Genomic DNA, 21,447 nt, shown 5'->3' with positions numbered 1-21,447 from the left:
GGGACGGGCGCGCGTTGTTGTCGCCGAACTCCAACGAGAAAAGCGTCGGACTTCGGCGAATGCTCCTTAACGCTTCTCCGGTATAAACCGGACGGTCCGCGCTCGGCGGCCGCGGCTTCGGGACCGCCGCTCGGTGGTCGGCGGTCAGCGCCGGTCCCGCAGCGCGGGGAACTCCTCGCGCACCGCCGCCGCTCGCTCCGGATCGACCTCGGCCGTCACCGTGGCGGGCTCCTCTCCCGCGGACGCGAGCGCGGTCCCCCACGGGTCGTAGACGGCCGTCCGGCCACAGAGCGCGTCGCCGTCGAACGCGCCGTTTCCGTTGACGGCCGCGACGTACGCGAGGTTTCGATCGCCCGGGCCCGACCGAGCGTCCGCCAGTGCTCGACGCGCGGGTACGGCCACGCGCTCGGCACCAGCACGCACTCGACGCCGGCCTCGACCATGTCGCGGAACTGCTCCGGGAACCGGAGGTCGTAACACGTCGTGACGCCGACGCGGACGCCCTCTAAGTCGACGACCGGGACCCGTTCGCCGGGGACCATTCGATCGGTCTCCTCGGAGCCGTACCCGAACAGGTGGTGCTTCCGGTAGACGGGCCGGCGCTCCCCGTCGCGGTCGAAGAGCACGGCCGCGTTCGCGAGCCCCTCCGCCGCCTGGACGTCGACCCCGTCGGCCGCGGAGGCGGCCAGGTCCTCGACGACGGTCCCGGCGAGGACGTTGACGTCGGCGTCGGTCGCGACGGCCGCGAACCGGGACAGCCGGCCGCGCGGACTCGCTCGACCGCGTTCTCGACGTTGGCCGCGACGGCGCCGCCCTCGACGCCGAGCTGGACGCAGGCGATCCTCATTCGTTAGGGCCCATCGAGGCCCGCAGCGCGTCTTCGAGGTTGTCGAGCTCCGCGTCGAAGTTGCGCTCGAAGAACGACTCGACCCCCGGTAGTCGACCGTCGACGACGAACTCGTTCGCCAGCCGACAGCCGCCGTCGGTCTCGGTGATCGTGTGCTCGCCGGTCACGCGGAACGCCTTCGACTTGCCGACGAACTTCACTCGGTTCGGGGGGTCGCGCACGACTTCCTCGGTCTCGACGGAGATCGTCGACCGGATCATCGGGATCGGGAGCGCGACGTGCCACGTCGCGCGTCTCTCGTCGTGGACGTCGAAGGTGTCGACCACGCTGATCGCGCCGGCGCGCTTCTCGGCGTCCGAGATGAACGCCCACACGTCGTCCGCGGGCGCGTCGAACTCGAACGTCCGGGAGACTCGGACGGTCATACATTCCCGTTGGTGCTACGGGGGTTAAAAACACGCGAGTCCGGCAGCGGGGCCGAAGAGATTCGCCCCGGCCGCGACTGCGGAGGGGTCGATCAGATTCGCACCGGCCTCGATGGCGGAGGGACTCGTCGGACGCCCGAACCGCCCTCACCCTTGCGGCGTCACGCGCCACGTCGTCGACCGGGCCCGGCCCCACTTCTCGATGTCGACATCGTCGGATTTCTCGGCCAGTCGGGGGAGTCGCGAGCCGACCTGTTTGGCCGTGAGGCCGATGGCGTCGCCGATCGTCTTCGAGCGGACGTACCGCTCGCCACGGGTGACGCTGTCCGTGAGGTACGCGAGGATCCGCTGCTCTTCCTCGGTGTACTCGCTCATGGCGTGAACGTAGGCGTCAGACGTCCTTAACGGTTTCTCGTCGATCGGTCGCTCAGTCGAACAGCTGCACGGCGGCGACCGAACAGAGGGCGAAGACGAACGCCGCCGCGAACCCCCACGCGCGGCCCAGCTGCGACGGGTATCCGAACATCAGCGCCGTGCCAACGAGCGCGATGGCCCCCAACGCGAGCGCCACGCCGATCTCCATGTCAGACTCGATAGATCCCTCGCTCATACCCGTCGCTTCGCGGGCGGCTACTTAGTTCATACGAAGGGCGCGACGCCGGGCCACGTCGCGGGCGCGGCACTGGGCCACGTCGCGGGCCGACGGGGGTCGAAACCGGCGACTCGGACGACGCCTCAGATGATCTCGACGTGTTCCGACTCCTCGTTGAGCGCGAGGTTCGCGGCGATCTCCGCGTTTCGCATCGCGTACTCGGCGGTGTGCTGGAGGCTGACGAGCACTTCGCGGGTCATCAGAAGCGTGTCGTTGTCGAGGTCGCTCGGCAGCTCGCCGAGGATCTCCTGCTCGCGGTCCTCCAGCCGAGCGAACATGTCGCGGCACTCGACGGTGAGGTCGTAGTCGCGCTCGACGACGGCCCTGACCGCGAGCGCCGTCAGGTCGTCCACTTGATCGGTGAACTCGCGGATCTGCCGCATCGTGGCGCTGTCGACGTCGAGCGTGTGACCCTCGGCCTCCATCACGATGTCGGCGATGTCCTCCGCGTTGTCGGCGGTGAGCTCCAGGTTCTTCGCCACGGAGCGGTAGCCGATGAGGGGGAACCCCTCCTCCAATCCGACCGCGCGGGCGAGGTTCGGGTTCTGGTACGCCGTGAAGATGAGCCGGAGCAGCAGGACGAAGATCTTGTTCGCCTGCCGCTCGCGGTTGAGCGCGCGCTGCGCGAGGTCGGGGTTGCCGTGGGCGAGCGCCTTCACGGCCTCGCCGCGCATCGTCGACCCGGTGTTCTCCAGCCGTTCGAGCAGGTTGTCGAGGGTGAAGTCCTCGGGGTCGACCGAACAGCGGATGGAGATGTCCTCCGGCGTCTCCTCGATGACGCCGAGCCCCATCAGCTGCGTCTCGGCCTTGTAGACGGCGTTGATGTGTTCGCTGTCGAGGGTGCCCTCGCTCCGGACGTGGATCACGCGTCGCCCGAGCACGTACTGCGCGACGATGGCCCGCTCCAGCGACCGCGCGTCGAGCCCGTCGGCGTTGATGACGGCCTCCGACTCCTCCGAGCTCACCGACTCCGGGAGAACGGTGAGCGTTCCCTTTCCGCCCATCCGGAGCGACACCTCGTCGCCCTTGTTGACGCCGTGTTCCTGTGCCCACTCGGCGGGGAGGGTCATCGCCAGCGTCGACGGACCCAGCCGTTGGACCTTCCGCGTTTCCATGCGGTAAAGTACCGCGGGATACACCTTAACGTTGTTCCTATGTTCATTATACGCTTCGACGAATATACAAGGTGTTGTTGCGCGGAGCGGACGCACCGTCCGAGGTCGGGCGCCGGGCGATCCGCGCGCTTATGCCGTTCAATTGCCGATTACTCGCCATGACCGAGCGGGTACTCGTCGTCGACGACTCCTCGTTCCAGCGGACCGTGGTCCGGGACGCGCTGGAGGGGTCGTTCGACGTCGTCGGCGAGGCGGAGAACGGCGCTGAGGCCGTGGAGCTGTTCGAGGCGCACGAGCCCGACGCCGTGTCGATGGACGTCGTCATGCCGGAGATGACCGGGATCGAGTCGACGCGGGCGATCAAGGACCGCTGGCCGGACGCCGTGGTCGTGATGTGCACGAGCGTCGACCAGCAGGAGAAGATGATGGAGGCGGTGAAGGCCGGCGCCGACGGCTACGTCACCAAGCCGGTCGATCCCGATGAGCTGGTCCCGGAGCTGAAGAGCCACCTCGGCTGAGCGACCGGGATCCGGGTCGGTCCGTTTCCCCGGACCGAGTCGCCACCGTCACGCCGGGCCGAACGATCGGAGGATCGCCGAGAGCGCGCTGGCGAGCTCCTCGAACCGGTCCATCTGCATCGAATCCGTCGTCACCCAGACGCCGTGTTCCCCGGCGATAACCCTCGTGAGATACCCGTTTTCGAACACGCGGACGGTGAACTGGTAGTCGCCGAGCTGCGTGTTGGCGTACAGCGACTGCGAGTGGAACCCCTGGCGTTCGTTCTCCGCGAACCCGACGAGGTCCGCGGTGCGGCTCAGGTCGCTGCGGAGGTACAGCTGGGTGACCTCGTCCGCGGTGAAGTAGGTGAGGCTCCGGAGTTCGTCGCCGATCGCCGTCCGCGCCGCGCTGAGCAGTTCGTCGACGTGGGGATCGGGTGGATGCGACATGCTCACACGATCTGTCGTCGGACACATGAGCGTATGGGTGGCCGCAGGACCGTCGGCGCGGCTCGGCGATCGGAGCGTTCAGCTCCCGGGGATCGTCGCGTCGGAAGGGCAGAGTTTAGGGACTCGCCCGCCGTCGACCCGACATGAGCGACTACGACGACGTCTGCGTCCTGCTGCCCACGATGGACGAGGTCGAGACGGTCGCGCGCGTCGTCGAGGCCTTCCGCGACGCCGGGATCGGGAACGTCCTCGTCGTCGACGGCGGCTCCACCGACGGGACGCGGGGGGCCGCCGAGGAGGCCGGTGCGCGCGTCGTCGAACAGTCGGGCCGCGGGAAGGGGCAGGCCGTCCGCGAGGCGGTGCGCGACCACGTCGACGCGCCGTACGTCGTGATGGCCGACGCCGACGCGACGTACGACGCCGACGACGTCGACGCGATGCTCGACCCGCTGTTGGCCGGCGAGGTCGACCACGTCATCGGGAACCGGTTCGCCGACATGCGACCGGGGGCGATGACCCGCTTGAACCGGATCGGAAACCGGATCATCAACCTCGCGTTCCGCGCGATCCACGGCGAGGGATACCGGGACATCCTCTCCGGCTACCGGGCGTTCACCAGGGAGTCGTTCCTCCGGCTCCACCTCACCGCCGACGGGTTCGGGATCGAGACCGAAATGGCGGTCGAGTGCGTGAAGAACCAGGTGCCGGTCGCGGTCGTCCCGATCACCTACCGCGAACGCCCCGGGGGATCCGCGACCAACCTCCACCCGATCCGCGACGGCGGCGTGATATTCCTCGAACTGTACCGCAAGGCGAAGACGAACAACCCCCTGTTCTACTTCGGGAGCGTCGGCGCGGTCTCGACTGCCGCGGGGGCGCTCATGACCGCGTACGTCCTCTACGAGTGGCTCGCGTTCCGCGTGAGCCACGAGGTGATCGCCATCGGCGCCGTCGGCGCGACGGTCCTCGGTATCCAGCTGCTGATCTTCGGCGTGTTGGCTGATATGATCCTGTCGCTGCACCGCGAACAGGCGGCGCGGTTCGAGCAGGCGATGGAAGACCGTGGGATCGACCCGCGGAGCGACGGGGACGCCGGCGGTCGGTCGGTCGACGAGGATGTCGGCGGTCGGTCGACCGAGGGGGACGCCGGCGGCCGGTCGGTCGACCTCGACGACGACGGCCGGTCGGTCGACCTCGACGACGACTGACGGTCGACGGTCCGGTTCGAAGGCGTATATTTTATGTCGGCACACCGAGACGAGCGGCCATGGACCAGAAGCGGTTCGTCATCGCCCTCTTCGGTATCGCGGTCGCGCTCGTCGTGGGGTTCATCGGGTACCGGTTCGTCGCTCCGCTCACGGTCGCCGTGTTCCTGTACTACTCGACGCGGCGGCTCTTCCACAGGCTCGAACAGTTCCACCTCCCCGCGCGCGTCCGGGCCGCCGTCTCCCTGTCGCTCATCGGGGTTCCGCTGATCGGGCTCATCGGCTACACCGTGCTCTTGGTGCTGATCGAGGCGCGCCGGTTCATCGGGCGTTACCCGGTCGCCGAGACGGTCGGCGCGGAGAACTCCTGGGTCGGGGACCTGGCGGAGCTCTCGAACCCGACTCTCGACGGAATGGTCGCCGCGTACCGCTCCGGTCAGCTCGATCCGCTGATCGAGTTCGTCTCCGAGCAGGCGCCGCTGCTGGCGAGCACGCTCGGGGGGCTCGCGCTCAACCTCCTCATCGTCGTCGTCGTCACGTACTACCTCCTGCTCGACGGGTCGAAGTTCCACGAGTGGCTGCTCACGTTCGACGACGACGCGGTCGTCCGAGAGTACCTCGAGACGGCCGACGCCGAGCTGGAGGCGGTGCTGTACGGGAACCTGCTCAACGTCATCGCGATCTCGATCATCGCCGTCGTGACCTACACCGCCTACAACGTGGTCGCGCCGCCGCCGGTCGAGGTACCGTATCCGGCGCTCGCGGGCGCGCTCACCGGGATCGCGAGCCTGATCCCCGTGATCGGGATGAAGATCGTGTACGTCCCGCTGGCGGCGGTGACCTCGGTACCGACGCTCCTGGGCGGCGACGACCTCGCGCTGCTCGCCTACGTGGCCGTCTTCCTCGCCGTCGCGGCGGTCATCGTCGACACGATCCCCGACGTCGTGCTCCGGCCGTACTTCAGCGGGAAGACGACCCACGTCGGACTGCTCATGCTCGCGTACATCTTCGGTCCCGTCGTCTTCGGCTTCCACGGGCTGTTCCTCGCGCCGATCGTGCTGGTGCTGGCGCTCACCTTCGCGGACACGGCGCTGATCCGGTTGCTCGGCGGCAGCCCGGACGAGACCGACACCGACGGGCGCCCGGCGGCGGTCCCCCGCGGACAGCGGCGACTGGACGAGTTCTGACCGCCCGCACCGCGGCCGCGCGGGCTTCCGCTCGCCGCCGAGCCGAAGAGATAAGCCCCCGCTCGCCGACCGGAGTGACGTATGCGTCTTCACGTCATCGGTCTCGGCGGCGCCGGTGGCCGGATCGCCGACCGGCTCGCGGCCGATCACGGCGACGACCGGTTCCTGCACGGGTGTAACGCGTTCGACACGGACGCGGCGGCGCTCGACGCCCTGCGCTCGCTCGACGAGTCGCGGCGCTACCGCTTCGGCGACGCGGCCGACGGGAGCGGGCTCGACGGCGACCTCCACGCCGGCAGGCGGCTCGGTGACGCCCACGCGAGTGAGCTCGGCCGCGTCATGGACGACGAGAACCCCTCGGCCGCGGAGGCGTTCGTGATCGTCGTCGGCCTCGGCGGCGGCGCGGGGGCCGGGGCGGCGCCGGCGCTCGCCGAGGAGCTGTCGCGCTTCTACGACGTCTCGGTGTACGCCGTCGGGGCGCTCCCGACGCCGGCGGAGTCGGCGGCGAGCGAGGTCGATCCCGTCCGCGGGAGCGCGACCGAACCCGCGGAGCGCGAGCCGCGTCGCCCCCTCGCGGAGAAGAACGCGGCCCGGACGCTCGACGCGCTCTCCGACCGCTGTGCGGCCGTTTTTCCCTTCGACAACGACGCGTGGCTCCGCCCCGGCGAGACGCTCGTCGACGCCCGGGACCGGCTGAACGGCGTCGTCGCGGACCGGATCGCGGCGCTGTTCGGCGCCGGCGAGTCGAGCGACCGGGAGTCGACCCCGCAGCAGGTGCTCGACGCGAGCGACGTCGCCCGCGCGGTCGGCGACGACGGGGAGATCGCCGCGGTCGGCCACGCCACGCAGGCGGTCGAACCGCCTGAGTCGGGGTCGCGGTTCGGCCTCGGGCTGTTCGGCTCGGACGAACCCGCCGAGGTCGACACCGGCGAAGCGGTGTCGGCCATCGAGACCACGATCCGGAAGGCGGCCCGCGGCAAGTCGACGGTCGAGGTCCCCGACGGCCGCGCGGACCGGACGCTCCTCGTCGTCGGCGGCCCGCCGGCGTGGCTCAACCGACAGGCGATCGCCGACGGTCGGCGGTGGCTCGCCGAGGAGACCGGCTCGGACGCGATCCTGAGCGGCGACGCGCCGGAGCCGGACGGCGAGGGGGTGTTCGCCGTGGTGTTGCGCTCGGGGATCGACGAGCCGGCGCGAGTCCGAGAGATCCGGGAATCGATCGCGTGACCGGCGGCCGCGGGTCGGCTCTCCCTCCCCCGACCCGAACCGATTAACCCCTTGTGGCGCCCAGACCGATCGTGACCACGCACGCCGACCTCGGGCTCGACCTCGACGTGAGCGACACGGACGCGGTCGCCGACCGGCGCGACGAGATCGTCGCTGCGGTCCGCGATCACGCCGGAACGATCGCCTACCAGCTCGCCAAGCTCCAGGGGGGCGACTACGGTCGACGGGAGCTGTCGACGCAGGGCGGGGCGTGGACCGTCAAGCACGAGGCCGGGGAGCTGGAGTTCCTGCTGTTCTCGCCGAAGTCGGGCTCGGACGTGTACGTCATCTCGACGAAACAGCCGCCGGACCCGACCGACCTCGCGGCCGCCCTCGACGACTACGCGAACCTCGTCGCCGCGTGGAACGAGTACGTCGCGTCGCTGTCGGGCGTCCTCGACGGGGTGAGCGCCGAGTTCCCGGAGCCCGCCTCGACGGACGGAGTCGTCGCCGAGCGCGACCGCGTGCTGGGCGCGATCCGTCAGACCTGCACCCTCATCGCCGGCGAGATCCACCGCTACGAGGGCGACGATTACGGGACGTACACCGCCCGCGTCGACGGCGACCGCTGGGAGCTGAAGTGGGACGAAGGGACCGTCTCGTACCTCCGCGTCGGGGGTTCCGGCGGGCTCTACCTCCTCTCGCAGTATGAGGCGCCCTCCGCGGCCGACGTCCGCGAGTACGCCGACTCGTTCCGCGGATTCGTCGAGGCGTACAACGAGTTCGTCGACGACTTGGAGAGCGACCTGGCGACTGCCGAGCTCTGAGGGCGTCGCCGACGTGTCGGACGGGTGCGGCCACCGGACTCCGACCGCGTTCGCTCGGCGCTCCGGTCACTGGTCTCTCGCTCCGCAGGGCCTCATGTTCCGCTGAAAGGTCTCACGATCCGCTGAAGGCGCCGAACGTGTACTCCAGACCGAACATGACGAGCGCCATCGTGAGGGCCCGAACGAGGAGGACGTCCCCGCTCAACGCGCCTCCGACGGCGAGCACGCCGACGCCAGCCGACGCTCCCAACAGGGCCGCGTACCGCCCTCGGGAGAGGCCGCGCGCCCACTCGTCGACCCGCTCGTAGAGTCCCCGTATCGCGGTCACACCTGCGAGGAGCAATCCCGAACGGAAAACGGTTGCGTGGGCCCAGCCCCGCTCGAAAGTGCCCATATTCGTGCGTGTTTCTCGCTCCGATGTGGGAATATTTATGCAGTAACGTCGGGTACGCGGCCGTATATGTCGATCACTCTGCCGGGACCGACGCTCGGCGTCGTCGGCGGCGGACAGCTCGGTCGGATGATGGGCGAGGCGGTCGCACGGCTCGGCGTCGAGGTCGTCGTGCTCGACCCGACGCCGGAGTGCCCGGCCGCTCCCGTCGTCAGCGACCAGATCGTCGGCGACTTCGACGACCCCGACGCGGTCCACGAACTCGCGAGCCGGGTCGACGCGCTCACCTTCGAGATCGAACTCGCCGATCCGGACCTGCTGGCCGAGGCGAGCGCGGAGCACGACGTGCCCGTCCAGCCCGATCCCGCCACCCTCCGGACGATCCAGGACAAGCTGGTCCAGAAGGAGGCGCTCGCGGACGCCGGCATCCCCGTCCCGGAGTTCGTCGCGGTCGCGACCGCGGAGGGGCTCGAACGCGTCGTCGAGGAGTTCGACGGCGTCATGCTGAAGGCCCGCGAGGGCGGCTACGACGGCCGCGGGAACGTCCCCGTCGAGGACCCCGCGGACGCGGCCGACGCGCTCGACGAGGTCGGCGGGGACGCGATGGCGGAAGAGCTCCTCGACTTCGAGCGCGAGATCGCCGTGATGGGGCTGAAAGGCGCCGACGGGGAGACGCGTACCTACCCCGTGACGGAGACCATCCACCGGGAGGAGATCCTCCGCGAGAGCGTCGCGCCCGCCCGCGCCGACGACGCTGTCGTCGCCGAGGCCGAGTCGGTCGCCGGCGACGTGCTGGAGTTCCTCGACGGACGCGGCGTCTACGGGATCGAGCTGTTCGAGACCGGCGAGGGCGACGTGCTCGTCAACGAGATCGCGCCGCGCCCCCACAACTCCGGCCACTGGACCATCGAGGGCGCGCGGACCTCGCAGTTCGAGAACCACGTCCGGGCCGTCCTCGGATGGCCGCTCGGTCCGACCGACCTCGCCGCGCCCGCGGTCACGGCGAACGCCCTCGGTGACGTCGAGGAGACGGGACCGGCGACCCTCCGCGGCGCCGAATCGGTCCTCGCGGCGCCCGACGCCGACCTCCACTGGTACGGGAAGGAGGACGCGCGCCCGCTCCGGAAGATGGGACACCTGACGGTGACCGGAGACGGCGAAAGCGACCGCGACGCCCTCCTCTCGCGGGCGAGAGAACTCCGCGACGCGACGACGTTCCGGGGCGACTAGTCCTCCGGGCGTCTGATCCCCCGGGGCGACTGACGCCTCGCAGCACCCGGCGGCTGCGCCGCATCCGAGGGTTCCTTGTAGCCCTCCGCCGAACCCTCGTCCATGCCAACGGTGCAGGACCTCATCCGGCGGCTCGAAGCGGAAGCGGAGTCCGACGCCGATCCCGAAACGACTCCCGACGTGGGGATCATCATGGGCTCGGACTCGGACCTCCCGACGATGGAAGGCGCGTTCGACGCGCTCGACGAGCTCGGCTTCGCGGAGCAGACCGACTTCGACGAGGCGCCGGACGCCCGGTTCACCTACGAGAGCTACGTCGTCTCCGCCCATCGAACCCCCGAGTTGATGTACGCCTACGGGGAGACCGCCGGAGACCGCGGCCTCGACGTGGTGATCGCCGGGGCGGGCGGGAAGTCCGCTGACCTCCCGAACATGACCGCGTCGCTCGCGTACCCGATCCCGGTCATCGGGGTGCCGGTACAGGAGAAGTCGGTGGACTCCGTGATCGGGATGCCCACCGGGGCGCCGATCGTCGCCGTCGACGCCGGGAAGTCGTTCAACGCCGGTCTGTCGGCCGCACAGGTGCTCGCACGCGAGCACGACGCCATCGAAGAGCGGCTGATCGCGTACCACGAGGACCTCAAAGGCGGCGTCGCCGACGTCTCGGCCGACCTCCACGACCTCGGTATCGACGGGTTCCGCGCGCGAGACGAGGAGTAGCCTCGGACGGGTCTGCTGGAGTAGCCCCCGACGGATCGTCTCGGACGCGTCCGGACGACCGGGTCGACCGCGGAACCGAGCACGGACGGATCGGGTGTTGAGCGGTCTCGCGGTCGTCTGCGGCCTCCTTGCGGCGATGCCCTGAAGACTCAACGCTTATGAGGGGGCGGTCCAAACCTCAGCACGTTACGGAGACCTATATGAGCGATTGGATAGCGATCGGCGCCTTGGCGGCCGTCGGCCTGCTCATCCCGATAGGGATGATGACAGTGTCGGCGTTGCTCCGTCCGAGCGTGCCTGAGACCGGCAAAAGCACCACCTACGAGTCCGGCGAGACCCCGACTGGCGGGACGAAGATCCGGTTCAACATCCAGTACTACATGGTCGCGCTGTTGTTCGTCGTGTTCGACATCGAGACCGTGTTACTGTTCCCGTGGGCCGTCATCTACCGCCCGGCCATCCAGGCCGGCGTGCCGATGACTGCTCTGCTGTGGCCGATGTTGGCGTTCGTCGGGATCCTCGCGATCGGGCTCGTCTGGGCGTGGCGGTCGGGGGCGATCAGCTGGGCTCGGAGTCCCCGCGCGACCAGCAGAAAAACGGAGCGTGACCTCAACTAATGAGCAGCGATCAACCATTCATCACCGACGAATCGCAAGTCGTAACGGAGACCCGAGACGCCCGGATGACCGGGCAGGGAGACCGGTTTAACTCCCGCCTCCGTGAGGCGTTCGGCTCCTCGCCGTTCATCCTCACCAAGTTCGACAAGTTCCTGAACTGGTGTCGCGGCTCCTCCATGTTCATGCTGCAGTTCGGCATCGCCTGCTGCAGCATCGAGATGATGCACACCTACGCCGTGAAACACGACCTCGACCGGTTCGGGAGCGGGGTCCCCCGCGCGTCGCCGCGACAGGCGGACGTGATGATCGTCCCCGGGACGATCGTCTCGAAGTTCGCGCCGCGGATGAAGCGCGTCTACGACCAGATGCCCGAGCCGAAGTTCGTCGTCGGCATGGGCTCGTGTACCATCTCCGGCGGCCCGTTCCAGGAGGGGTACAACGTGATCAAGGGCGCCGAGGAGGTCATCCCGATCGACATCCACGTCCCCGGCTGCCCGCCCCGTCCCGAGGCGCTCGTCTACGGCGTCGTGAAGCTGCAGGAGCGCGTCGCCAACGGCGAGGCCGCGCCCGTGACGGTCAAGCCGTACGAACTGGAGGAGTTCTCCGACCTCGAACGGGACGAGCTCGTCGACAAGCTCGCCGACCAGATCGACGAGGACGAACTCGTCATGCGGTACAACTTCGCTGATTCGCCATGAGCCTCGAACGACCGGACACCACCGACGACGCGGCGCTCGAGCGCACTCCGGACGAACTGGAGGAGCTCCTCGGCGACCTCGTCGTCAAACGCGACGACCACCTGAACGCCCCCGGCTTCGTCATCCGACCGGACACCGTTCAGGAGACGCTCTCGACCCTGAAAGAGCAGGCGGGATACGACCACCTCTCGGTGGTCTCCGCGCAGGAGTACGAGAACCGCTACGAGTCGATCTACCACCTGAAGAAGTTCGACGACCCGACCCAGGAGGTCAGCGTCGTCGTCCCGGCCGACAAGGACGACCCGGTCTCTGAGTCGGCCGAGCCCGTCTTCCGCACCGCCGACTGGCACGAGCGGGAGGCGTACGACCTGATCGGCGTCGAGTACGACGACCACCCTGACCTGCGCCGGATCCTCCTGCCCGAGACGTGGCAGGGACACCCCCTGTCGATGGACTACGACAAGGACCGGCCGCAGATCGCCACGCTGCCGGAGCACGCGAACCCGCTGCAGGAGCACCACAAGGACTCCGAGTCCGACACGATGTTCCTGAACATCGGGCCGCACCACCCGGCGACGCACGGCGTCCTCCACCTGAAGACGACGCTCGACGGCGAACAGGTCGTCGACGTCGAGCCCGACATCGGCTACCTCCACCGCTGTGAGGAGCAGATGGCACAAGCCGGCACGTACCGCCACCAGATCATGCCGTACCCCGACCGCTGGGACTACATCTCGGCGGGGCTGCTCAACGAGTGGGCGTACGCCCGCGCGGCCGAGGACCTCGCCGAGATCGAGGTGCCGGAGTACGCGCAGGTCATCCGGACGATGGGCGCCGAGATGTGCCGGATCGCCGCGCACATGCTCGCGCTCGCCACGTTCGCGCTCGACGTGAACGGCGACTTCACCGCGACGTTCATGTACGCGATCAACGACCGCGAGCGCGTGCAGGACCTGCTGGAGGACCTGACGGGCCAGCGGCTGATGTTCAACTACTTCCGGCTCGGCGGCGTCGTCTGGGACCTCCCGGAGCCGCGCGAGGAGTTCTTCTCGAAGACTCGGGACTTCCTCGATCAACTGCCGGAGTCCGTCGAGGAGTACCACAACCTCGTCACCTCCAACGAGATCTTCCAGATGCGGACGATCGACACCGGGATCCTCCCGCCGGAGGTCGCGAAGAACTACGGTGCGACCGGTCCCGTCGCCCGCGGATCGGGAGTCGACTACGACCTGCGCCGCGACGACCCGTACGGCTACTACGACGAACTCGACTGGGACGTCGTCACGGAGGACGGCTGCGACAACTTCAGCCGCCTGCTCGTCCGGATGCGCGAGGTCGAGGAGTCCGCGAAGATCATCGAGCAGTGCGTCGACCTGCTCGAGGACTGGCCCGAGGAGGAGCGCAACATCCAGGCGAACGTCCCCCGCACGCTGCGGCCGGACGACGACGCCGAGATCTATCGGGCGGTCGAGGCCGCGAAGGGCGAGCTCGGCATCTACATCCGCTCTGACGGCACCGACAAGCCGGCCCGGTTCAAGATCCGGTCGCCGTGCTTCTCGAACCTCCAGACGCTGCCGGAGATGGCCAACGGCGAGTACATCCCCGACGTCATCGCGGCGCTCGGGAGCCTCGACATCGTGCTCGGGGAGGTGGACCGCTGATGGGGACGGCACCCGCACAGCTGTTCCCCGAGTTCCTCGCCGAGACGTTCGGGTTGCCGGGCGTGCTCGGCGAGGTCGTCGCGGCGCTGATCGCGGCGGCCGTCGTCGGGAACATCGTCCTCGCGTTTACCGGCGTCGCCGGCCCGTGGGCGAAACGGAAGATCACGGCGGCGTTCACCGACCGCATCGCGGTCAACCGGGTCGGGCCGTTCGGCCTCCTGATCATCCCGGCGTCCGCGGTCCAGCTGCTGGCGAAGGAGCTCATCGTTCCCGAGGGCGTCGACCGTCCCTCCTGGGACATCGCTCCGGTCATCCTGCCCGCGTCGGCGCTGCTCGGCTTCTCGGTGATCCCGATGGGTCGTCTCGGCCCGATCAACTTCCACCTCGCCGACCCCGAAGTCGGCTTCGCGCTGGTGTTCGCGTTCGCCTCCATCGCCTCGATATCCCTGGTTATGGCGGGCTACGCGTCGAACAACAAGTATTCGCTGCTCGGCGGGCTCCGCGCGGTGGCGCAGAACCTCGCGTACGAGATCCCGCTCATCGTCACGGCGATGTCCGTCGTGCTATTCGCGGGCACGCTCCAGATGAGCGGTATCGTCGGCGCGCAGACGACGACGCTGGTGACGATCGCCGGGATCGACATCCCGGCGTGGTACGCCTTCGTGAACCCGTTCGCGTTCGTGCTGTTCCTCACCGCGAACATGGCCGAGATCGGCCGGAACCCGTTCGACATCCCGGAGGCGCCGACGGAGATCGTCGCCGGCTACCAGACAGAGTACTCCTCCGCGTACTTCGTCCTCTTCTACCTCGGCGAGTTCGTGCACATCTTCCTCGGCGGCGCGATCCTCGCCGTGACGTTCCTCGGCGGCGCCTCCGGGCCGGGCCCGGAGAGCATCGGCTTCATCTGGTTCGTGGTGAAGATCTGGGGCTTCTTCCTGTTCACGCAGTGGGCCCGCTCCGCGCTGCCGCGCGTCCGTATCGACCAGCTGATCGAGATCGGCTGGAAGGGAATGCTGGTGCTGTCGTTCGCGAACCTGGTGCTCACGGCCGTAATCGTGGGGGTGATCGCGTAACATGATCGGACTCATGAAATCCATGGCGACGACGATGAAACACGCGCTGGACGGGACGACGTTCACGGTGGAATACCCGGAGGACGCGCCCGAGGTGAGCCCGCGATTCCGCGGGGTCCACAAGTTCAGCCAGGAGCGGTGCATCTGGTGCCGCCAGTGCGAGAACGTCTGCCCGAACGACACGATTCAGATCGTGCAGGACGACCAGCGTAACGGGGAGCAGTACAACCTCCACATCGGGCAGTGCATCTACTGCCGGCTCTGCGAGGAGGTCTGCCCCGTCGACGCGATCCTGCTGACGCAGAACTTCGAGTTCACCGCGGACACGAAGGACGACTTCGTGTTCAACAAAGAACAGCTCAAGAACGTCCCGTGGTACAAGGGAATCGACCCGCTGGAGTCCCGGAACCCCGATCGCGGCGCGTGGATCGGGGAGGGCGACGGCGAGGTCGACTACCAGTAGCGGGCGCGTCTCGAAATCTTCAAAGGGGTTCTCATAGGAGACAAACACAATGGTTTATCCTACCATCGCGTTCGGGCTGTTCGCCGCGGTCACGCTGGCGTTCGGCCTCGGGGTCGTCCTAGCGCGCGACGTGTTCCACGCCGCGCTGCTGCTGGGCGGTGCCCTGACGAGCGTCGCGGTCCACTACGTGATGCTGCAGGCGGAGTTCATCGCCGCCATGCAGATCCTCGTCTACGTGGGCGGGGTCCTGATCTTAGTCACGTTCGGCGTGATGCTCACGCGATCGGAGACGGAAACGGAGGTGAATAGCGCATGAGCGACGACGACTCGGGCCGCGGGGGACGCCTCGTCCCCGCCGCGGTGGTCGGGCTCCTCTTCGTCACGATGGCCCTGACGGCGCTCTCGGCGGACTTCACCGCAGGGGGTGCCGGCTTCCCGGCCGACGCGTCCGTCGTCCACAACATCGGGTACGCCCTGTTCAACCTCGGCGAGTACGACATCGCGACGATCCCCTCCGAGGGGTTCCTCGCCGCGTTCCTGATCGCCGCGGTCGCCCTCGACGTCGCCGTCGACGGCGCGGTGTACCTGGCGAAACGTGAGGAGGGCGGCTCGATCATCGCCGCCGTGGGACAGGCGTTTACCGACGGCGGCCGCGACGGAGGTGAGCGCTGATGACCGCCGTCGCCTCCTCGATTCCGCCGGAGTGGTACCTGCTGCTCGCGGCCGCCGTCTTCTGTATCGGCCTGTTCGGCGTGCTCACGCGGCGCGACGCGCTGTACTTCCTGATGAGCGTCGAGCTCATGATGAACGCGGCGAACATCAACTTCGTCGCGTTCGCGCTGTACTACGGCGACCTCACGGGACAGGTGTTCGCGCTGTTCGTCATCGCGCTCGCCGCCGCGGAGGTCGCAATCGGTATCGGCATCATCCTCGTGCTGTACCGCAACTTCGGGGTCACTGACGTGACCGTCCCAACGGAGATGAGGTGGTAACATGATAGACGTGTTCTCATACGTTCCGGCGATCGTACTCCTCCCGTTCTTCTCGTTCCTGATCGCGCTCGGTGCCGGCAAATACCTCCCCAAGGGGGGCGCGTTCGGCGGCATCGCGGCGACGGCGGGCTCGTTCCTGCTCTCGCTGTGGGTGCTCGCGACGGTCGCGGGGGGCGAGGCGGCGAATCGAACCATCTACACGTGGGCGAGCGCCGGCGGGGTCGGCCCGACGGACGTCGAGCTTTCCTTCGGCATCCTCGTCGACCCGCTGTCGGCGCTCATGCTCGTCATCGTGACGCTCGTCGCGCTGCTCGTGCACGTGTTCTCGCTCGGGTACATGAACGACGAGGGCGAGACGGGGCTCCCCCGATACTACGCCGGTCTCGGCCTGTTCACGGCGTCGATGCTCGGCTTCGTCGTCGCCGACAACCTGCTGATGGCGTTCATGTTCTTCGAGCTGGTCGGGCTCTGCTCGTACCTGCTCATCGGGTTCCACTTCCGGCAGCCCGGCCCGCCGTCGGCGGCGAAGAAGGCGTTCCTCGTCACCCGCTTCGGGGACTACTTCTTCCTCGTCGGCGTCGTCGCCGTGATCGGAACGTTCGGTACGGCGCAGTTCGCCGGGCCGGAGTCGTTCCCGCACCTCGCCGAGGCGGCGCTCGCCGGCGAGGGCTCGGTCGCGTGGACTCCCGGCGGACTCGACCTGCAGACGTGGCTCACCGCCGTCGGCCTGCTCGTCCTGGGCGGCGTCGTCGGGAAGTCGGCGCAGTTCCCGCTGCACACGTGGCTCCCCGACGCGATGGAGGGCCCGACGCCCGTCTCCGCGCTGATCCACGCCGCGACGATGGTCGCGGCCGGCGTCTACCTCGTCGCGCGGATGTACGGCTTCTACGCGCTGACGCCGACGACGCTCGCGGTCATCGCCTTCATCGGCGGCTTCACCGCGCTGTTCGCGGCGACGATGGGCGTCGTCAAAGACGAGCTGAAGCAGGTCCTCGCGTACTCCACCATCTCGCAGTACGGCTACATGATGCTCGCGCTCGGCGCGGGCGGCTACGTGGCCGCGGTCTTCCACCTGACCACCCACGCGTTCTTCAAGGCCCTGCTGTTCCTCGGCGCGGGCGCGGTGATCATCGCGATGCACCACAACGAAGACATGTGGGACATGGGAGGGCTGAAGGACAAGATGCCCGTCACCTACTACACCTTCCTGGCCGGGTCGCTGGCGCTCGCGGGCATCTTCCCGTTCGCCGGCTTCTGGTCGAAAGACGAGATCCTCTACGAGGCGCTCGTCCACGCGCCGGGCGAGCCGCTGCTGTTCGGCGGCTACCTGATGGGGCTGCTCGCGGTCCCCGTCACCGCCTTCTACACGTTCCGGATGGTCTTCCTGACCTTCCACGGCGAGCCCCGCACCGACACCGCGCGCGACCCCGAACCCGTCCGATGGAACGTGAAGGGGCCGCTGACGGTCCTCGGCTCGCTCGCGGTCGTCACCGGCCTCATTAACATGGTGCCGGTCCAGAAGGTCCTCGGACTGGAGGGGATCGACCTGCTCCACCGCTGGCTCGACAACGACTGGGGCGGAATTGAGGGGCTCTCCTCGCACCACTACGGCGACATCGGACCGTACAGTAGCGAGTACATCGTCGGCGGCGAGGTCGCCACGGTGCTCGTCGGTGCGGCCGTCTCGCTCGGACTGGCGCTGACCGGTCTGCTGGTTGCGTGGCGGCTCTACAACGTTCCGTCGCCGACGGAGCACACGGCGAAACTCGGCGGGATCAAAGACGTGCTGTACAACAACTACTACCTCGACGAACTGCAGGTATGGCTCGCGTATCGCACCGAGGACGTCGCCGGCGGCGCCGACACCTTCGACCAAGGTATCGTCGACGGCGTCGTCAACGGCGTCTCCTCGGTGAGTCTCATCGGCGGTGACCGGATCCGGCAGGTGCAGAACGGCGTCGTCTCGCAGTACGCCGCGCTGCTCACGCTGGGGCTGGTCGCGCTGATTCTCGTGCTCGGCGTCACCGGGGGGTGGTTCCTGTGATACTCGAAGCGCTCATCGCGGTCGTCTTCGTGAGCGCGCTCGTCGTCCTCCTCTCGCCGAACGAGTGGGCGGGCCGGCTCGCGTTCGCGCTGAGCCTGATCCCGTTCGCGGGATCGCTGTACCTCTGGTCCGGGTTCAACGGCTCCGGAAACGCTCTCACGGGCGGCGACATCGCCTACCAGACCCAGATCGAGTGGCTCGAAGTCGGCGGCCGCTCGGTCTCGTGGTTCGTCGGGCTGGACGGCATCAGCCTCCCGCTCGTCGTGTTGACGACGTTCCTCGTCCCGCTGGCGATAGTCAGCGCGTGGACGCCGATCGACTCGCGCCAGAGCCAGTTCTACGGGCTCATGCTGTTCATGGAGGCGAACCTCCTCGGCGTCTTCACGGCGCTGGACTTCTTCCTCTGGTTCGTCTTCTGGGAGGCCGTCCTCGTCCCGATGTACTTCCTCATCGGCGTCTGGGGCGGCCCGCGCCGGAAGTACGCCGCGATCAAGTTCTTCGTCTACACGAACGCGGCGTCGCTGCTGATGTTCATCGGGTTCATGTCGCTGACGTTCGCGCTCGGCGACTCCGTGACCTCGTTCGCGCTCCCGGAGATCACCGGCGCGATCGCCGACGGCGGACTCGGAACCTGGTTCGGCATCTCGCCGGACCGGATCGCGATGGTCGCGTTCCTCGCGATGTTCGCCGGCTTCGCGGTGAAGGTCCCGATCGTTCCGGTACACACGTGGCTGCCGGACGCCCACGTCGAGGCGCCGACCCCTGTGTCGGTGCTCCTGGCGGGCGTCCTCCTGAAGATGGGGACGTACGCGCTGCTCCGGTTCAACTTCACGATGCTCCCGGAGCAGGCGTCCGCGCTCGCGGTCCCGATCGCCGCGATCGCCGTCATCAGCGTCATCTACGGTGCGATGCTGGCGCTCGCACAGAAGGACCTCAAGCGCATCGTCGCCTACTCCTCCGTCTCGTCGATGGGGTACGTCATCCTCGGGCTCGTCGTGTTCACCGAGTACGGCGTCGGCGGCGCGACGTTCCAGATGGTCGCGCACGGCCTCATCTCGGGGCTGATGTTCATGGCGGTCGGCGTCGTCTACAACGCGACCCACACGCGGATGGTCGGCGACATGGCGGGGATGGCCGACCGGATGCCGGTCACGGTCGGCATCCTCGTCGCCGGCGCGTTCGGCTACATGGGACTGCCTCTGATGGCCGGCTTCGCCGGTGAGTTCTTCATCTTCGTGGGGTCGTTCTCCGCGCCGGCGCTCCCGTACGCGCCGCTGTTCACGGCGCTCGCGATGTTCGGCATCGTCATCGTCGCCGGCTACCTGTTGTCGGCGATGCAGAGCACGCTATTCGGGCCGTTCGAGCTCTCAACCGACTACGAGGTCGGTCCCGCGCCGTTCCACGACGTCGCCCCGCTTGCGGTCCTGCTGGTGGCGATCATCGTGCTGGGCGTCGCCCCCGACATCTTCTTCGAGATGATCCGTGACGCCGCCGTTCCCGTGGTCGAGGGGGTGAGCATCGATGGTTAACTCGCTCCCGCAGGTGACGGCGTTGCTGCCGGTGCTGCTGCTCGGGTTCACCGGACTCGCGCTGCTGCTCGTCGACACGCTCCGTCCCGACACGCGGTCGAACACTTCGATGGCGGTCGTGAGCGCGCTCGGCGCGCTGGCATCGCTGGCCGCGACGGTCTGGTTCGTCGCCTCCGGGACCGGGAGCGGCGACACCGGCGGCGCGATCCTGCTGTTCGCCGACGCGGTCAAGGTGGACACGCTTGGGCTGTTCTTCACGGCCATCTTCGCGTCCGTGACGTCGCTCGTCGTCGTCGCGGCCCACGACTACTTCCACGACCACCCGAACCCGGCGACGTTCTACTCGCTGACGCTGTTCGCGGCGACGGGCATGTCGCTACTCGCGGTCGCGAACTCGCTCGCGGTCGTGTTCGTCGCCTTGGAGATGGTGTCGCTGCCGTCGTACGTGCTCGTCGCGTTCCTGAAGCAGAACCGCGGGAGCGTCGAGGCGGGGCTGAAGTACTTCCTCGTCGGAGCGCTCTCCTCGGCGATCTTCCTGTTCGGCATCTCGCTGGTGTACGCGGCGACGGGGTCGCTGATGCTCGGCGAGGTCGCCGGCGTCCTCGGCGATATCGCCTCCGACGCCGACGGGATCGGCAGCCGAAGCGGGATCGCCGGCCTCGGGATCGTGATGATCCTCGGCGGCGTCGCGTTCAAGACCGCTTCCGTCCCGTTCCACTTCTGGGCGCCGGAAGCGTACGAGGGCGCGCCAGCACCCGTGAGCGCGTTCCTCTCGTCGGCGTCGAAGGCGGCCGGCTTCGTGGTCGCGTTCCGCGTGTTCACCGAGGCGTTCCCGGTCGGCGCGTCGCTGGCGGCCGACATCAACTGGGTGCTCGCCTTCGGGATCCTGGCGGCTGTGACGATGACGCTGGGGAACTTCGCGGCGGCCGTCCAAGAGGAAGTCAAGCGGATGCTCGCGTACTCCTCGATCGGCCACGCCGGCTACGCGCTCATCGGCGTCGCGGCGCTCTCCGCGGACGGGAGCGGTAACGGCGCCGTGATGGGCGCGGCGATGGCGCACCTGCTCGTCTACGGCTTCATGAACACCGGCGCGTTCCTCTTCGTCGCGATGGCGGAGCGGTGGGGCGTCGGCCGGACCTTCGAGGACTACGCCGGGCTGGCCAAACGCGCGCCCGTCGCCTCGACGGCGATGGCCGTGTTCATGTTCTCGCTGGCCGGGCTCCCGCCGTTCGCCGGGTTCTTCTCGAAGTACTTCCTGTTCATGGGAGCCATCGACAACGGCTTCCTGTGGCTAGCGGCGATCGGCGCCGTCAACAGCGTGATCTCGCTGTACTACTACAGCCGGGTCGTGAAGGCGCTGTTCATCGACGATCCCGCGTCGCCGACCGCGCTGGACACGATCGACGTGCGGCCGACGGCGCTGTACGCCGCGGTCGTCTTCGCGGCGGTCGCGACGGTGCTGCTGTTACCCGGCTTCGGCCCGGTCATCGAGACCGCCGAGGCCGCCGCGTCGGCGCTGTTCTAGCGGCGTCGCGGTTCGCGCCCGCTTTTCGTTTTTTCCGATCGATCAGCCGTCCGGTAACCGCAGGTATTCCCGCGTCCAGTGTTAATATCCAGT

General features: G+C 68.3%; 24 protein-coding genes and 1 pseudogene. 18 read left to right on the top strand and 7 right to left on the bottom strand.

The genetic code is table 11. The annotated features are described in order from the left end of the window. Positions 1-144: 144 nt before the first annotated feature. The 5 genes and pseudogenes from DJ81_RS08025 to DJ81_RS08005 all read right to left on the bottom strand — a co-directional run bounded on the left by DJ81_RS08025 (position 145) and on the right by DJ81_RS08005 (position 3,039). Positions 145-847, bottom strand: a pseudogene (locus tag DJ81_RS08025) (nitrilase-related carbon-nitrogen hydrolase). Then, the gene (locus tag DJ81_RS08020) at positions 844-1,272 is read right to left on the bottom strand and encodes a CoxG family protein (protein WP_094525370.1); all 429 of its coding nucleotides are present in this window, start codon (positions 1,270-1,272) and stop codon (positions 844-846) included. The pseudogene DJ81_RS08025 and the gene DJ81_RS08020 overlap by 4 nt, the downstream one beginning before the upstream one ends. Before the next feature lie 147 nt (positions 1,273-1,419). Then, positions 1,420-1,647: a hypothetical protein gene (locus DJ81_RS08015; RefSeq protein ID WP_094525371.1), complete on the bottom strand. Its 228-nt coding sequence runs from the start codon at positions 1,645-1,647 to the stop codon at positions 1,420-1,422. A gap of 52 nt (positions 1,648-1,699) precedes the next feature. After that, on the bottom strand, positions 1,700-1,882 hold the full coding sequence (locus DJ81_RS08010) for a hypothetical protein (protein WP_094525372.1): 183 nt from the start codon (positions 1,880-1,882) through the stop codon (positions 1,700-1,702). Between the two features lie 125 nt (positions 1,883-2,007). Beyond that, the gene (locus DJ81_RS08005) at positions 2,008-3,039 is read right to left on the bottom strand and encodes a phosphate uptake regulator PhoU (RefSeq protein WP_094525373.1); all 1,032 of its coding nucleotides are present in this window, start codon (positions 3,037-3,039) and stop codon (positions 2,008-2,010) included. A gap of 158 nt (positions 3,040-3,197) precedes the next feature. Between DJ81_RS08005 and DJ81_RS08000 the strand changes: the two genes are divergently transcribed. Further along, positions 3,198-3,557, top strand: a complete 360-nt coding sequence (locus tag DJ81_RS08000) for a response regulator (protein WP_094589222.1) — start codon at positions 3,198-3,200, stop codon at positions 3,555-3,557. 48 nt (positions 3,558-3,605) lie between these two features. Here DJ81_RS08000 and DJ81_RS07995 read toward each other — a convergent pair whose 3' ends face one another. After that, positions 3,606-3,986 (bottom strand): hypothetical protein, encoded by a 381-nt coding sequence (locus tag DJ81_RS07995; RefSeq protein WP_094525375.1) that lies wholly within the window; start codon positions 3,984-3,986, stop codon positions 3,606-3,608. A gap of 143 nt (positions 3,987-4,129) precedes the next feature. Between DJ81_RS07995 and aglJ the strand changes: the two genes are divergently transcribed. From aglJ to DJ81_RS07975, 4 genes are all read left to right on the top strand, one after another. Next, entirely contained in the window at positions 4,130-5,194 is a 1,065-nt protein-coding gene (gene aglJ / locus DJ81_RS07990) for an S-layer glycoprotein N-glycosyltransferase AglJ (protein ID WP_094589221.1), read from the top strand. Positions 5,195-5,253: 59 nt separating this feature from the next. Then, positions 5,254-6,378 carry an AI-2E family transporter gene (locus tag DJ81_RS07985; RefSeq protein WP_094525377.1) on the top strand — a complete coding sequence of 375 codons (1,125 nt, stop codon included), beginning with the start codon at positions 5,254-5,256 and terminating at the stop codon, positions 6,376-6,378. A gap of 81 nt (positions 6,379-6,459) precedes the next feature. After that, positions 6,460-7,605 carry a cell division protein FtsZ gene (locus tag DJ81_RS07980; protein WP_094589220.1) on the top strand — a complete coding sequence of 382 codons (1,146 nt, stop codon included), beginning with the start codon at positions 6,460-6,462 and terminating at the stop codon, positions 7,603-7,605. Between the two features lie 71 nt (positions 7,606-7,676). Continuing rightward, positions 7,677-8,411 (top strand): hypothetical protein, encoded by a 735-nt coding sequence (locus tag DJ81_RS07975; protein WP_094589219.1) that lies wholly within the window; start codon positions 7,677-7,679, stop codon positions 8,409-8,411. A gap of 112 nt (positions 8,412-8,523) precedes the next feature. Here DJ81_RS07975 and DJ81_RS07970 read toward each other — a convergent pair whose 3' ends face one another. After that, complete coding sequence (locus DJ81_RS07970) at positions 8,524-8,739, bottom strand: hypothetical protein (RefSeq protein WP_094589218.1); 216 nt, start codon at positions 8,737-8,739, stop codon at positions 8,524-8,526. 132 nt (positions 8,740-8,871) lie between these two features. Here DJ81_RS07970 and DJ81_RS07965 point away from each other — a divergent pair, with 132 nt between their 5' ends. The 13 genes from DJ81_RS07965 to DJ81_RS07905 all read left to right on the top strand — a co-directional run bounded on the left by DJ81_RS07965 (position 8,872) and on the right by DJ81_RS07905 (position 21,354). After that, on the top strand, positions 8,872-10,032 hold the full coding sequence (locus DJ81_RS07965; protein ID WP_094589217.1) for a 5-(carboxyamino)imidazole ribonucleotide synthase: 1,161 nt from the start codon (positions 8,872-8,874) through the stop codon (positions 10,030-10,032). Between the two features lie 102 nt (positions 10,033-10,134). Continuing rightward, positions 10,135-10,752 carry a 5-(carboxyamino)imidazole ribonucleotide mutase gene (purE, locus tag DJ81_RS07960; protein ID WP_094525382.1) on the top strand — a complete coding sequence of 206 codons (618 nt, stop codon included), beginning with the start codon at positions 10,135-10,137 and terminating at the stop codon, positions 10,750-10,752. A gap of 200 nt (positions 10,753-10,952) precedes the next feature. Beyond that, complete coding sequence (locus DJ81_RS07955; RefSeq protein ID WP_092562085.1) at positions 10,953-11,369, top strand: NADH-quinone oxidoreductase subunit A; 417 nt, start codon at positions 10,953-10,955, stop codon at positions 11,367-11,369. Next, entirely contained in the window at positions 11,369-12,067 is a 699-nt protein-coding gene (locus DJ81_RS07950) for an NADH-quinone oxidoreductase subunit B (protein WP_094525383.1), read from the top strand. Before DJ81_RS07955 ends, DJ81_RS07950 begins: the two co-directional genes overlap by 1 nt. Beyond that, on the top strand, positions 12,064-13,728 hold the full coding sequence (locus tag DJ81_RS07945; RefSeq protein ID WP_094589216.1) for an NADH-quinone oxidoreductase subunit D: 1,665 nt from the start codon (positions 12,064-12,066) through the stop codon (positions 13,726-13,728). The genes DJ81_RS07950 and DJ81_RS07945 overlap by 4 nt, the downstream gene beginning before the upstream one ends. Continuing rightward, positions 13,728-14,801 carry an NADH-quinone oxidoreductase subunit H gene (locus tag DJ81_RS07940; protein ID WP_094525385.1) on the top strand — a complete coding sequence of 358 codons (1,074 nt, stop codon included), beginning with the start codon at positions 13,728-13,730 and terminating at the stop codon, positions 14,799-14,801. Before DJ81_RS07945 ends, DJ81_RS07940 begins: the two co-directional genes overlap by 1 nt. 1 nt (position 14,802) lies before the next feature. Continuing rightward, positions 14,803-15,264, top strand: coding sequence for an NADH-quinone oxidoreductase subunit I (locus DJ81_RS07935; protein WP_006113010.1), 462 nt, complete (start codon positions 14,803-14,805; stop codon positions 15,262-15,264). 49 nt (positions 15,265-15,313) lie between these two features. Next, positions 15,314-15,580: an NADH-quinone oxidoreductase subunit J gene (locus DJ81_RS07930; RefSeq protein ID WP_094525386.1), complete on the top strand. Its 267-nt coding sequence runs from the start codon at positions 15,314-15,316 to the stop codon at positions 15,578-15,580. Beyond that, entirely contained in the window at positions 15,577-15,936 is a 360-nt protein-coding gene (locus DJ81_RS07925) for a hypothetical protein (protein WP_094525387.1), read from the top strand. Before DJ81_RS07930 ends, DJ81_RS07925 begins: the two co-directional genes overlap by 4 nt. Then, positions 15,936-16,256, top strand: a complete 321-nt coding sequence (gene nuoK, locus DJ81_RS07920) for an NADH-quinone oxidoreductase subunit NuoK (protein ID WP_008004452.1) — start codon at positions 15,936-15,938, stop codon at positions 16,254-16,256. Before DJ81_RS07925 ends, nuoK begins: the two co-directional genes overlap by 1 nt. 1 nt (position 16,257) lies before the next feature. Then, complete coding sequence (gene nuoL, locus DJ81_RS07915) at positions 16,258-18,300, top strand: NADH-quinone oxidoreductase subunit L (RefSeq protein WP_094589215.1); 2,043 nt, start codon at positions 16,258-16,260, stop codon at positions 18,298-18,300. Beyond that, entirely contained in the window at positions 18,297-19,829 is a 1,533-nt protein-coding gene (locus DJ81_RS07910; RefSeq protein ID WP_170938272.1) for a NuoM family protein, read from the top strand. Before nuoL ends, DJ81_RS07910 begins: the two co-directional genes overlap by 4 nt. Then, positions 19,822-21,354, top strand: coding sequence for an NADH-quinone oxidoreductase subunit N (locus DJ81_RS07905; RefSeq protein ID WP_094525389.1), 1,533 nt, complete (start codon positions 19,822-19,824; stop codon positions 21,352-21,354). Before DJ81_RS07910 ends, DJ81_RS07905 begins: the two co-directional genes overlap by 8 nt. Positions 21,355-21,447: the final 93 nt, after the last annotated feature.

The sequence above is a fragment of the Halorubrum sp. Hd13 genome, from assembly GCF_002252755.1.
In the GTDB taxonomy this organism is placed as follows: Archaea; Halobacteriota; Halobacteria; order Halobacteriales; family Haloferacaceae; genus Halorubrum.
This window is presented reverse-complemented; position numbering and strand designations above follow the sequence as displayed.

Bases quoted from the DNA above. Each gene is read 5' to 3' on its own strand.
- DJ81_RS08020 (WP_094525370.1), bottom strand. From the start codon at position 1,272: ATGACCGTCCGAGTCTCCCGGACGTTCGAGTTCGACGCGCCCGCGGAC.
- DJ81_RS08015 (WP_094525371.1), bottom strand. From the start codon at position 1,647: ATGAGCGAGTACACCGAGGAAGAGCAGCGGATCCTCGCGTACCTCACG.
- DJ81_RS08010 (WP_094525372.1), bottom strand. From the start codon at position 1,882: ATGAGCGAGGGATCTATCGAGTCTGACATGGAGATCGGCGTGGCGCTC.
- DJ81_RS08005 (WP_094525373.1), bottom strand. From the start codon at position 3,039: ATGGAAACGCGGAAGGTCCAACGGCTGGGTCCGTCGACGCTGGCGATG.
- DJ81_RS08000 (WP_094589222.1), top strand. From the start codon at position 3,198: ATGACCGAGCGGGTACTCGTCGTCGACGACTCCTCGTTCCAGCGGACC.
- DJ81_RS07995 (WP_094525375.1), bottom strand. From the start codon at position 3,986: ATGTCGCATCCACCCGATCCCCACGTCGACGAACTGCTCAGCGCGGCG.
- aglJ (WP_094589221.1), top strand. From the start codon at position 4,130: ATGAGCGACTACGACGACGTCTGCGTCCTGCTGCCCACGATGGACGAG.
- DJ81_RS07985 (WP_094525377.1), top strand. From the start codon at position 5,254: ATGGACCAGAAGCGGTTCGTCATCGCCCTCTTCGGTATCGCGGTCGCG.
- DJ81_RS07980 (WP_094589220.1), top strand. From the start codon at position 6,460: ATGCGTCTTCACGTCATCGGTCTCGGCGGCGCCGGTGGCCGGATCGCC.
- DJ81_RS07965 (WP_094589217.1), top strand. From the start codon at position 8,872: ATGTCGATCACTCTGCCGGGACCGACGCTCGGCGTCGTCGGCGGCGGA.
- purE (WP_094525382.1), top strand. From the start codon at position 10,135: ATGCCAACGGTGCAGGACCTCATCCGGCGGCTCGAAGCGGAAGCGGAG.
- DJ81_RS07955 (WP_092562085.1), top strand. From the start codon at position 10,953: ATGAGCGATTGGATAGCGATCGGCGCCTTGGCGGCCGTCGGCCTGCTC.
- DJ81_RS07950 (WP_094525383.1), top strand. From the start codon at position 11,369: ATGAGCAGCGATCAACCATTCATCACCGACGAATCGCAAGTCGTAACG.
- DJ81_RS07945 (WP_094589216.1), top strand. From the start codon at position 12,064: ATGAGCCTCGAACGACCGGACACCACCGACGACGCGGCGCTCGAGCGC.
- DJ81_RS07940 (WP_094525385.1), top strand. From the start codon at position 13,728: ATGGGGACGGCACCCGCACAGCTGTTCCCCGAGTTCCTCGCCGAGACG.
- DJ81_RS07935 (WP_006113010.1), top strand. From the start codon at position 14,803: ATGATCGGACTCATGAAATCCATGGCGACGACGATGAAACACGCGCTG.
- DJ81_RS07930 (WP_094525386.1), top strand. From the start codon at position 15,314: ATGGTTTATCCTACCATCGCGTTCGGGCTGTTCGCCGCGGTCACGCTG.
- DJ81_RS07925 (WP_094525387.1), top strand. From the start codon at position 15,577: ATGAGCGACGACGACTCGGGCCGCGGGGGACGCCTCGTCCCCGCCGCG.
- nuoK (WP_008004452.1), top strand. From the start codon at position 15,936: ATGACCGCCGTCGCCTCCTCGATTCCGCCGGAGTGGTACCTGCTGCTC.
- nuoL (WP_094589215.1), top strand. From the start codon at position 16,258: ATGATAGACGTGTTCTCATACGTTCCGGCGATCGTACTCCTCCCGTTC.
- DJ81_RS07905 (WP_094525389.1), top strand. From the start codon at position 19,822: ATGGTTAACTCGCTCCCGCAGGTGACGGCGTTGCTGCCGGTGCTGCTG.